At 41.8% G+C, this 11,874-nt stretch carries 9 protein-coding genes; 1 reads left to right on the top strand and 8 read right to left on the bottom strand.

The annotated features are described in order from the left end of the window. Positions 1-196 precede the first annotated feature (196 nt). From vsple_RS07380 to vsple_RS07405, 6 genes are all read right to left on the bottom strand, one after another. Positions 197-793, bottom strand: coding sequence for a tyrosine-type recombinase/integrase (locus vsple_RS07380; RefSeq protein ID WP_261881587.1), 597 nt, complete (start codon positions 791-793; stop codon positions 197-199). A gap of 412 nt (positions 794-1,205) precedes the next feature. Continuing rightward, positions 1,206-2,135 (bottom strand): isoaspartyl peptidase/L-asparaginase family protein, encoded by a 930-nt coding sequence (locus vsple_RS07385; protein ID WP_261881588.1) that lies wholly within the window; start codon positions 2,133-2,135, stop codon positions 1,206-1,208. 8 nt (positions 2,136-2,143) lie between these two features. Further along, positions 2,144-2,878 (bottom strand): amino acid ABC transporter ATP-binding protein, encoded by a 735-nt coding sequence (locus vsple_RS07390; RefSeq protein WP_261881589.1) that lies wholly within the window; start codon positions 2,876-2,878, stop codon positions 2,144-2,146. Between the two features lie 24 nt (positions 2,879-2,902). After that, complete coding sequence (locus vsple_RS07395; RefSeq protein WP_261881590.1) at positions 2,903-3,991, bottom strand: amino acid ABC transporter permease; 1,089 nt, start codon at positions 3,989-3,991, stop codon at positions 2,903-2,905. Continuing rightward, entirely contained in the window at positions 3,991-5,139 is a 1,149-nt protein-coding gene (locus vsple_RS07400) for an amino acid ABC transporter permease (RefSeq protein ID WP_261881591.1), read from the bottom strand. Before vsple_RS07400 ends, vsple_RS07395 begins: the two co-directional genes overlap by 1 nt. A 66-nt stretch (positions 5,140-5,205) precedes the next feature. Next, the gene (locus tag vsple_RS07405) at positions 5,206-6,228 is read right to left on the bottom strand and encodes an amino acid ABC transporter substrate-binding protein (protein WP_261881592.1); all 1,023 of its coding nucleotides are present in this window, start codon (positions 6,226-6,228) and stop codon (positions 5,206-5,208) included. A gap of 164 nt (positions 6,229-6,392) precedes the next feature. Between vsple_RS07405 and vsple_RS07410 the strand changes: the two genes are divergently transcribed. Next, positions 6,393-7,289: a LysR family transcriptional regulator gene (locus vsple_RS07410; RefSeq protein ID WP_261881593.1), complete on the top strand. Its 897-nt coding sequence runs from the start codon at positions 6,393-6,395 to the stop codon at positions 7,287-7,289. Between the two features lie 721 nt (positions 7,290-8,010). Here vsple_RS07410 and vsple_RS07415 read toward each other — a convergent pair. Next, on the bottom strand, positions 8,011-9,735 hold the full coding sequence (locus vsple_RS07415) for an AIPR family protein (protein WP_054575349.1): 1,725 nt from the start codon (positions 9,733-9,735) through the stop codon (positions 8,011-8,013). Positions 9,736-10,229: 494 nt separating this feature from the next. Beyond that, positions 10,230-11,375 (bottom strand): YecA family protein, encoded by a 1,146-nt coding sequence (locus tag vsple_RS07420; protein ID WP_261881594.1) that lies wholly within the window; start codon positions 11,373-11,375, stop codon positions 10,230-10,232. Positions 11,376-11,874: the final 499 nt, after the last annotated feature.

Below are 11,874 nucleotides of genomic sequence, written 5' to 3' on the forward strand. Positions count from 1 at the left end.
GAAAGATCCATTTGGTTAGCTCGCACTTCACTAAACACTGCACTGGTTAGAAAATGTAGGCCAAATGGCTAGCCTTGAAGTGTGACAGACATGCATCTCGAATTGGAATGGGGCACTTGCGAGTTACGAAGTGCCACCTGTGAACGTTCTGGACACAGGCCTCTCAGAGAGATGAAAAGCCTGAAAAGCCTGTATTCTAGCAATCTGTTTGCTCTGAGAGCCTCAGAGCGTCTTCTAGCTCAACCCAAAGGTATCTAATAGTGTTATCTAGCTTCGAATGGCCTAGTAGGAGCTGGACCGCCCTGATGTTTTTTGTTCTAGCATAGATCAGAGTAGCTTTAGTCCGGCGCATGGAATGCGTGCCGTAATAATCCGCATTCAAACCAAGCTTTGCGGCCCAGCTTCTGATAATCGTACGATAAAATGAGTAGCTGATGGGTTGGCCTTTGCGACGACAGCTTGGAAATAGAAAACTATTTGCCTCTAAGTGCGCAGAGTAGACCCACCGACTGATACTCTGTTGTGTTCTCGGAGTAATCTCATAATGAACATCAGTACCTGTTTTTTGCTGGATGCATTGAACCCTCTCATAGATCACCCCTTGCGAGGAAACATCATATACGTGCAGCTTTGGCAGATCACTCGCCCTTAATTTGCGATCAATAGCTAGGTTTAATAATGCAAGCTGCATTAGGTCGTTCTCAAGCTCAAGCCTAGTTCTGATTCGCCAAATCTCTTCCAGCTTGAATGGTCTTTTAATGCCGCTACATTTTCCCGAAGATAACTTTCTCATATTGACCCCCTCCTCAAAGTTGTTGGTCAACATAGAGTCTGGCGATCAACTAGAACCGTTCCAGTCACGATAACATTCCATGAACATGAGCCGAAACATCCGTGGACAATTGTGAGTCAGTGACTTTGCTAAATTAGCACTAAACGGCTTACCTTGGATCTAGCAAAGCCTCTAGTAGAAAGGCCAGAATCAGTCAGCCACTACACTCTACAGTATTCACGGCCATACTCAGTTAAGGTTTGCAGTTTTGATCGCTCATCGTCTGCGAAAATGGTAGAGGCTTGTCATTAAACATATCCGCTGCGGTGATTAGCGTATTGTTGCGTAGAGCTTAGCGTAAGCAGCTTTTGTATATTTAGAGGAGCTGGCTCCTCCTCTAAAAAAGCTAAGAACAGAAGAATGTCTAACATTATTATTCATATATCTTCGCATTAGGGAATTCATTTGAACTACCCCAACCGCGATACATGCCCTCGGTGTTAAACTGAAGTGTCACGCGTCCTTGGCTGTCGACCGCAATCACTCCACCACTCCCGCCCGTAGACGGCAAGTCATCAAATACAACATGTTTAGCCGCTTGCACTAATGTCTCATTGGCCAGTGACATGCGTGAGGAAATATTGTGGCCTACCACATGTCGTAGAAAATGCTCACCATGCCCTGTCGCAGACACAGCACACGTCGTGTTGTTTGCGTACGTACCGGAGCCTATGACAGGTGAATCTCCTATTCGACCGTACTGTTTATTTGTAATACCGCCTGTCGACGTGGCCGCCGCTAAGTTACCATGCTTGTCTTTTGCCACTGCGCCAACGGTACCATATTTGTAATCATTATCAGTTGGCTCAAGGATAACTTCTTGCGCACTTTTCGCTGATTGAAGCTGCTGGAAACGCATCTCCGTCGAAAAATAATTATTTTCGACCTGAGCTAACCCTAAGTCTCTAACGAACTGCTCTGCCCCTTCTCCCCCCAAATAAACATGCGGAGAGCGATCCATGACTGCGCGTGCAACATCTATTGGATTTGGGCTAAAACGTATCCCTGATACGGCCCCGGCATCCAGTGTTTTTCCACACATAATTGATGCATCTAACTCGTGCTTGCCTTGATGGTTAAATACCGACCCTTTACCTGCATTAAACCACGGACAATCTTCAAGTTGGTTAACTGCCGCTTGTACGACATCTAGTGCATTCGCCCCATCTTTTAGGCAAGCTAAACCTACTTCAATTATGCCTTTTAGGATACTTTCAATTTCTTGCTCTTGCTCAGTGGTTAATTTTCCTTTAGACATAGCACCGGCACCACCGTGGATGGCGATGGAATATTCATTAAACATATATTTCCTTAGTGGTGAATCAGCTGATTTAAAAACTCGCGAGTACGAGGAGATTTTGGATCTGAGAAAAACGCTTCTGGATTGTTTTCTTCTACAATCTGTCCTTGATCCATGAAGATAACTCTATCTGCAACTTTACGAGCAAAGCCCATTTCGTGCGTTACACAAAGCATCGTCATACCTTCACTGGCTAGATCAGTCATAACATCCAACACTTCAGAGATCATCTCAGGATCAAGTGCAGAAGTAGGCTCATCAAACAACATTACTTCAGGGTTCATACATAAAGCACGAGCAATGGCGACCCTTTGTTGTTGACCTCCAGAAAGTTGGTTAGGATACTTGTTCGCTTGTTCAACTATCTTAACTTTGTTAAGTAGTTCTAAAGCTTTTTCGATGGCGACATCTTCATTCGTTCCTAAGTTGGACGTCTGTGGTAAAACACAGTTTTCCAATACCGTAAGGTGGGGAAATAAATTAAAAGACTGGAAACACATACCGACTTGTTTACGCAGTTCGATCAAATCTTTAGGTGTATCACTTACCTCTTGTCCAAAGATATTAAGTGAGCCAGACTGATGTTTTTCAAGTTGGTTGATACAGCGGATCAGTGTCGACTTCCCTGAGCCAGAAGGCCCACAGATTACAATGCGCTCACCCTTTTTAACGCTAAGGTTGATGTCTCGTAAAGCGTGGTATGAGTCATACCACTTGTTTAGGTTATTGGTGTTGATAACTTCCATGTGATTAAATTCTCCTAATAATCGTTATTTCAAACGGCGCTCTAAATGCGTAGCGTATTGAGAAAGAGAAAAACAGCAGATAAAGAAAAAGACAGCCAGAAACGCATACATTTCGTTTTCTAACCCTACCCATTTCGCATTTGATAATGTACTTGAAGCGATACCAACAATATCCAACACACCCACAATCATCACCAGAGTGGTCTCTTTTAAAATGCCAACAAAGTGATTTAGTAAAGATGGAATCGAATTTTTTAGCACTTGAGGCAGAATAATTTGGCCCATCATTTTCCAATAGCCAAAACCTAGTGCCTCTGCCGCTTCAAATTGTCCCTGTGGAATGGATTGCAACCCTCCACGAATAGTTTCAGCCATATAAGCTGCAGTAAATAGAACCAAAACTGCAACTACACGCAGTAGGACATCAAATTCTTGACCTGGAGGTAAGAAAAGCTGAATCATCAAAGATGCCATAAATAGCAAAGTGATGACGGGGACAGAACGAACCAACTCAATGTACCCAACACTCAGCCAATGAATAACTGGTCGCTTAGAACGTCTCCCCAGAGCCAGAAGAATCCCTAAAGGTAATGCAAACACCATACCAAAAATAGCCAAAAACAAAGTCAGCATTATCCCGGCAAATTTAGTGGTAGAAATGGATTCCAAGCCAAATGTGCCACCTTTAAGCAACATCCACATTGCAAAAGGTAAAACTGCGATATAACAAATCATCACCAACTTGTTAAAACGCTTGATATATAGCATAGGAATTGCGATGGCGGCCAAGCCAAAAGCGACGTCGACTCGCCACTGTTGATCATCCGGATACATACCATAAGTGAATAACTCAATGCGGTTAACCACGGGTAGCCAGCAAGCACCGGATGATGTGCAATCCTCCTGTGACGAACCAACAAACGTTGCATCAAAGATAAACCAATTGAGTAAAGTCGGTACCAACCACAATACAAATAACATTCCACTAATCGTCAGAACTGTATTAAGCGCTGAAGAAAATAAATTTTGACGACACCAAGTTTGCCTGCTTGAGTTGATAGCGATTGCAGGTCTTGGCTCTATATATTCCATGATATTTTCACTTTGCATCATCACTTCCCTATCGCTACTTGTGAGTTATACCAGTTCATCAGCAAACTCGTGATCAAACTAAATACACAATATGTGCCCATAACAATAAGAATGCATTCAATTGCCTGACCAGTATTGTTGAGCGTCGTTCCTCCAGTAGAAGACACCAGCTCCATAAACCCGATAACCACTCCCAAAGAGGAGTTCTTAATGATATTAAGATACACACTCGTTATCTGTGGAATCATCGGATAAACCGCTTGAGGAACAATTAGCTTCCACATCACAGCAGGCTCACTAAAACCAAGTGCTTTACCTGCTTCATGTTGTCCGTTTGATACCGACTGAATACATCCGCGTACGATCTCAGCAATGTAACTTGCGCTATACACAGACAGTGCAATCCATAAGGCAACTAACTCTGGAATGACAATCATGCCGCCTTGGAAGTTAAAGCCTCTAAGTGTTGGTGTGCTATAGTCTAAATTGCCAGAGACAAACGCAGAGAAAATCACCAAACAAGGAGGAATAACAACAATCGCAAGTAAACGTGGCCATAAAACAGGATGAAAACCAGTCCACTGAACTTTACTAATGGCAGAACGTCGATAAGAAAATGCTGCTATACAGGATGCTAACAGCGCTAAAAATACGTAGCTTCCCAACCCTTGTAGAGACAATTGCGGGATCGCTAACCCTCGATTAGAAAGGTAAACATTTTCGGCTATTTGAATACTGTTCCGCACTGCTGGCAAGCTCAAGAACAACGCATACCACCAAACTAACTGTACGACTAGTGGTACATTTCGAATGAATTCTACGTATGCCCTGCTTAATCGGCTAATGACCCAGTTGTTGGAGACTCGACCGACACCAATAACAAAGCCCAAAATGGTCGCTAACAAAATGCTCAAAAATGACACAAGCAACGTATTAGCCACACCCACATAATACGCTTTCAAATAGGTATCATTCTGATCGTAATCGAGGAGGCTGAAAGTGATATCGTACCCAGCTCGTTCACCGAGAAAGTCGAACCCCGTTGTAATACCCAGTTTGTCAATGTTCTCGGAGGCGTTTGTACCAAGGTACAAAAATAAAATAGTGACTGTAATTAGGAGTACAGCTTGTTGCCCCCAATCAATCAAAGTCCCTTTGGTTAATTTCATGATGTGATTCCTTCCTATCCATGGATAGTCAACCTACCGAGTAAGTAGGTTGACGTGTACTAGCAATTAACGGAAAGGAGGTGAATACAATAAACCACCATCGGTATACAAGGCGTTTGCACCACGCTCAAATTTAAGCGGTGAATTAGATCCAACGTGATGAGCAAAAATTTCACCGTAGTTGCCCGTCGCCTCAATAGCTTTAAGTGCCCAATCCTGATTAAGCCCGAGATCAGTACCAAGGCTGCCTTCTGTGCCCAATAGCCGCTTAACACCAGGCTTTTCCGATGTTTTCGCTAATTCAGCAGCATTGGCTTGAGTAACATTAAACTCTTCAGCTTCGATCAACGCATTACCGACCATTGTTACAATATCACGCCATTCATTGTCGCCCTGTTTAACATACGCTCCCAGTGGTTCTTTAGAAATAACCTCAGGAAGGATCATATGTTCATTAGGATCTTTAAAGAGAGTTCGTCTCGCGGCGAGGCCTGTCACATCGTTAGTCAAAGCATCACAACGACCTTTTTGATACGCCGCATACAACTCTTCTGTTTTTTCAAAAACAACCGAGCGATAGCTCAATCCTTTAGCACCAAAGTAATCGGCTAAGTTATGTTCTGATGTTGTTCCTGGGGACAAACAGAATGTGGCACCATCGAGCTCAGAGGCAGATTTTACGCCCAATGATTTTCTTGTCATAAACCCTTGACCGTCATAAAACCAAATTGTTGTAAAGTCCGCTCCTAGTTTAGCGTCACGCGAAACAGTCCAGGTAGTTGAGCGAGAGAGGATATCAATCTCACCTGATGCAAGAGAAGTAAAACGGTTTTTAGACGTAGTAGTAATATATTCAACTTTGTCTGCAGATCCTAAAACAGCAGCGGCTACTGCACGACAATAGTCGACATCCATACCAGACCATTTACCCTGATCATTGATGTATGAAAAACCCATTTTGTCACTAGAGATACCACACTTTAACGTGCCACGCTTAATAATATCATCCTTAAGATTTGCATAAGCCTGAGTGGCCACACTACTGGCTAATAAGCCTGTGACTAATAGCCCGACGGTTTTCAGCTTCATAATAACTCCTTTTTACACTTAACTTTCCTAGACATTCAACGCAAACACCTTGTTTACATTTCTACAACATATACGTTTACAACGGGAGATGGAAAGAGTTTAATGTCTTGTATTTTGCAACCGTTATGCAAAAATTCGATAACACTTCCAAATGGAGTACCGAAATGAATATTAGGTGGTTGAAAGATTTTATTACATTGGCCGACTGTCAGAAATTCTCATTAGCTGCGAAGTTAAATGCATCATCCCAGGCTGCATTTAGTAGACGAATTCAACAATTAGAACAACACCTTAACGTCGTTTTATTTGACCGAAGCCAAACGCCCATCAAGCTGACACCAGAGGGAAAACGGCTATATCCAATCGCATCTGAAATGGTTCAAATGGCAGAGAGATGTGAGGAAATGGTGGCCAACAAACCTAATCCACTAACGATTGCATCTTTGCATACTCTAGCGTGCAACTTTTTTCCACAATGGTTTACTCAGATCTTAAGTCGAATGGATAGCCCAATCGTGACCAACATTGATTCTGGTGTTCGCTCTGTTACTGGTTATCAAGCAGCACTTCAGTCTCAAAGAGCGGACTGTTTGCTGTTTTACCGCGATCCCGCAAACGCTAAATATTTTGAATCAGAAGAATTTGATGTTGTGAAACTAGACGATGAAACGCTTATCTGGGTTTGTGGGATAAATTTTCCTTTAGACAAATTGGAAGACAACCTCATACCTCACCTTACTTACGCACCATCGTCTCAACTATTAGAACTATCACTCCCATTGCTCAACACAACCCCCCAAGCACAGAGACTCTCGGTCATATTTCAGTCTACAATTTCAGAATCTTTGCTACCAATGGCAATCCAGGGAAATGGCGTCACTTGTATTCCTTACTCCGTTGCCAAGAATCACATTGAAGAAGGTCGCCTAGTCCACATTTGGCAAGAACATTACCAATCACTCGAAATAGTGCTAATTCGTCTTCTTAACTCTAATAACCCCCACCCTTTTATTTGCGAGTTGTTTGAAGTCGCAAAACAGACTCCCCCCAAAGGCTCATAGATAACTATCAAGATGGCAAATATAGTCACAACAGAAAGTACGAGGTCTTTCGGCTTTACCAGGCCAAAGTAAATGCTGAAGACCATGTAAGCTTCCCCAACAAGCTGCTCGCTAGCAATTAAAGTTTTTGCGTTTACACTGGAAACAAACGGAAAACGCATGATAAAAAATCACGCTACACAGACACACAAATCCTAAAGATTATGAAGGAAGTGGAAATAGGCAGAAAGGCCAACTGCATTTCACTGCTTTTCAAACAGGCTCCACGTTAGATCTAATCCAAAAAGTTTTAACATTATTTAAATCCCCCTCAAATCAGTAGACATGAAACATGTTCACATTTTGAGCTAGTAAGAGCCAGATTGGATTATTGGAAAACTTGGTTAAATATTGATACCAAGAATTGCTATGAATAATTACTCTAAGTGGGAAAGGGGCACTTGCGAGTTACGAAGTGCCACCTGTGAAGGTTCTGGACAAAAGTGAGTTACGAATTTCAGCCGATATTTGGATTGTGGATAACCTCGGCTACTGCAAATCATTTAGAACACCACAAAATAACGCCCAATAGTAAAGTGTTGCTATCGAAGAGCCTACTCAAAGCCTATAAAAAGCACAAAACTGCTACTTTTAGTTTGCGCATCTAAACCGTCCAGCATAATTAGAAAAAAGGCTCCTTTAGGAGCCTTAATCGTTATTAGAAAAGGAATCATCTGATTGATTATGGAGCTTTGATTGCAGCCTTCAAGCCGTTGTAGAGTTCCGGTTGACTCATACTTACGGCTGAAACTAGAGCGCGAAAAGACGAAATAGCTTTCTCAATGTCTGTTGTGTTTTTTAAACCACCTGCTAACGCGTCATTCAGATGTATACATAGTGGTAAGGTTGTTTCTACAACAGAACTCCAAGTTTGTTTTGCTTCAGACGGTGACATGTTCCCAAATGCAATTCTAAACCTGTTTGGTACTTGTCTACCTAAAAATACCTCAGTACAGGCAGCTATCGCTGATGTGAAGAGGTATATAGAACCACGTTGTCGGAAAAATGCTAAGATGTCCTCATCAACTTTTGTTAGTGAAGCTTTTGTTGAAATTTGTTGTTTTTTCTCTGTGATCGCTTTTACAAGACTGTATGCGCACACTATATGCGTCGCTTTCGTATTTTCATTGAAATATTTGGAGTAATATCTGTCGTTAACCCAGATACCTGATTTCTGGTTATAGGCCACAATTGGATCCCCATGAAAAGCTGCCAACGCTTGACCCACAGCATATGATGCTAAAAGATTAGGCCGTCTTTTTATCGCGTCACCAGCTCCACCACGCCTTCCTCCTTCGTATTCTGCTTCTGGGATATAATTCATTTCATCTTTGAGGCGCTTCTGTATTTTGTCTGTGCTCCTAAAATCCGCAGCTTCAACTTTGTTTTGGCTATTGTTGAACTGGATTATACGTTGTACAAGGTCTGCATCACCGTTGTCTATTGCAATAAAACGAGCTTGAACCATTGCATGCTTTGAAGGCAACCTCCTCGCACTACCTATTGCGCCAGTCGTTTGTGCTCCATTTACAATGGATAAACCCTCCAGCATCAATTGGTCATTTTCGTAGGAAAAACCATGAGTCAAAATTGTAAGACCGTTGTTATAAGCCCAAAAATTTTGTGGGTCGTTATCCGCAGTGTTCTTTATTCCATTATTTATGTTGGAATTGCTCGAACGAGAACCCAAGTAATCACGAATATTCGCAGAGAATACTTTCGTTTTATACTTTTTGTATAATCGATATAAATCTTGTAGAGAAATTGCTGTGTTAAATGCTTCCCAATGGGGCCCTTTAACCGTATAGCCATCGTTACATTGTATCGTGACTGTTTCGCTTACTAAAATTGGGGTCTGACATTCTTCATACCAGTCAGACAGCATTGTTTGACCAACTTCATAGGCATGGACATCTAATTTAGTTTCTGGGAAGGCTGCGTTGAGTGCCGTTATGGCAGTCTGCTGTACAGATACAAGCTCATCATGTACGTTTTGAGACTCGGGCAAGTTATGGACATACCAGATGTAAACCGTCTTTATTTGCTTTTCACTTAAAGCTGTTCGGAAGTTAATAGCTGCTGATTTAATTCGATCCGGTACATCAGCAATGTCACGTTGGATAAGCCATGCAAGACCTGTATTGAGATCTGACGCCTTATTGGCAGGGGCTGTAGGACGCTCTTTTGTCGAGTAGTAACACTGACAAATTACAGCGTATTCGTCTTCGGTATTTATATATACGAGATCTAATTTTTTATCATCATACCCATCAGTAATTGCGTCAGCAGCTATGTTTTGAAGATCGTCTACACCAAACTTTAGGGCAAGAGAAAACAGTGCTAGTCCATTATCTCCATATTCAGTTAAATCTGAATTTGACTCGTAAGCATTCTTCCAACTACTCATATGTTCCCTTTTAGCTAACTTTAGTTGCACTGCAACCAATGTATGTTGCATTAGTAACAGAATCAACGACGCAATCCAAATAGATGCTTATGACTACATAGCTTTTCAACTTGGTGTGAAGACGATCATCTTATTAAAGTGTCCATACGATGGTAGTCCATCGAATTTACCCTCGTAATACATCGCAGGAAGTCACAGCAAACAGCTTTGCCAATTTGGATAACTTTTCATAGGGCTTTTGCTCGTCAGTAACTTGTGAATGAGTTTTTACCTAAACAGTTTTAGGGCAAAGACGTGTTACTCCTACCATCGGTAACACGTCCCTGGACAGAAATGTTTTAGGTATATTACTAAATTAGGACGTAACGGATTAGTACAAGTATGTAAAAGTAACGCCCTGTGAAGGTGTGCGATGCAGCCACAGACCACCTAAAACACTAAAATCAACGCATACTGAAAATGCCACGCGTAGCGAATCACTCTTAAACAGATCGTTAAGGCTCAGTACTTAAAGGGGATCCGACTGTAATGACGTCACGCAGCTGAGGAAAGTTGTAAGCAGATAAAGGCTTCGTAATGCCATTCGCGTTGGGAGATATATTGGTAGAGATATTGTCTCCGAACAATTTCATCAAAATCTTTCTATTGCTCTCACTTTCAGACTCCCACCACTTCGGTGATACAAAGACATTTTCGAAATTTTTGAACATGTACTGAATTATTATCGGAACGTAGTCCTCTCGATCTTTATGAAGAAGCGATGACATTACTTTGCAGCATGTTTCATCACTGTTTTCTAACCACGAAAATGCGATAATTCCCTTTTCACCGTCATAATAAGACGTAACAGAGAAGTTATCAGTCCTTTTCATAAGATCCATTAAGTCCTGAACAGGGTTCCCATCAAAATCAAAGTCTGGATTAGTTCCACCACAGACCATGACAGGAGGAGCTTCGTCGAATGTAAATATTACCGCCCTTGCTGTAGAAAAGTCGTCACTTTCCAAGGCACGATCAAAATAACTTTTATGATAGTTAAGGTCTTCAATGGCCGCTCTGTTTCCCAGCTCGTAAAGGAAGTTGTTCATCTGAATATCAAATTGAGCCTCAATGTGTTTGCCTTTATCTGTACCATGCCTCAATGTGGAAAGGTCTTGAGCACCTTCTTTAGCGTAGTACTCCCGAGCAAAAGCTCGATATGCAAGTAGAAAACACTGTTTCTGACTCGCCACAAATGACTCTTTTTCTAAAGGAGCGAAAATCACGTCATCATGATATTTACAAAAGCCATTGAATGTAGATGCATGATTGATACCGATTTTCTCTAATAAGGGTCTACCTCTATTCTTTCGGATCGCCTCATAACTCATTTTAAGTCCAAGGACATGCCCTGCGTCAGATATTGCTTTCAAACTGGAAGTCTTGGGGACAGTATGAGCTCGTATAATATTTCCCGCGCAATTCTCATTAAATGAGTCAGGACATGAACACTTTTTACGTGAGTTTACATTGTTAAATTCTCTGTTTATTTCCCAATGTTTCATTGGCTCTTGCTTATCACGAAACAAGTGACATTTTTTGTATTTTATCTGAGAACCACACCAACAAGGGTCATTTCTACCAATCTTTTTATCGTACAAGCTAAACTCCTTCGTGAGCCTTAACGATTTATAGACGGACTTTTTCCGTCCTTGCATTCCGTCTATGTTGCTGTTATTTATTATGAAACTCAACTGGTATCAACCTGTTGTGTGAATCGGCATATAGTTGTAGGGGGGCGAATTACGGAAAGTTCCAAATAAGAGAACAAACTACGGATTAGATTAACTTAGTCTATTGGTGTACTGCTCAGGCGTTCCCTTTACAGGATATGAGAAGTTTCGGGGCAATTTCGTGCCAGCGTAGCTCTCGTTAGCACATTGATAGACAAAAAAGAGACAGGGAGAACAAGAGTTGCGGCAACGAAAAAGCTAATCCCATTAATCATTAGTGAGTGAGCTTTGATCTTGCTCGCGCGATACATGGACACTTGAGAGCAAGCATTAAAGAAACCGGCAAAGAGTCCGGGTACCATTCCCCATTGAAAATGGATATCGTCAGAGATCCCCGATTGGATAATCAGTCCCGTAAATGACATGG

It is taken from the genome of Vibrio pelagius (assembly GCF_024347575.1).
GTDB classification, from domain to species: Bacteria; Pseudomonadota; Gammaproteobacteria; order Enterobacterales; family Vibrionaceae; genus Vibrio; species Vibrio pelagius.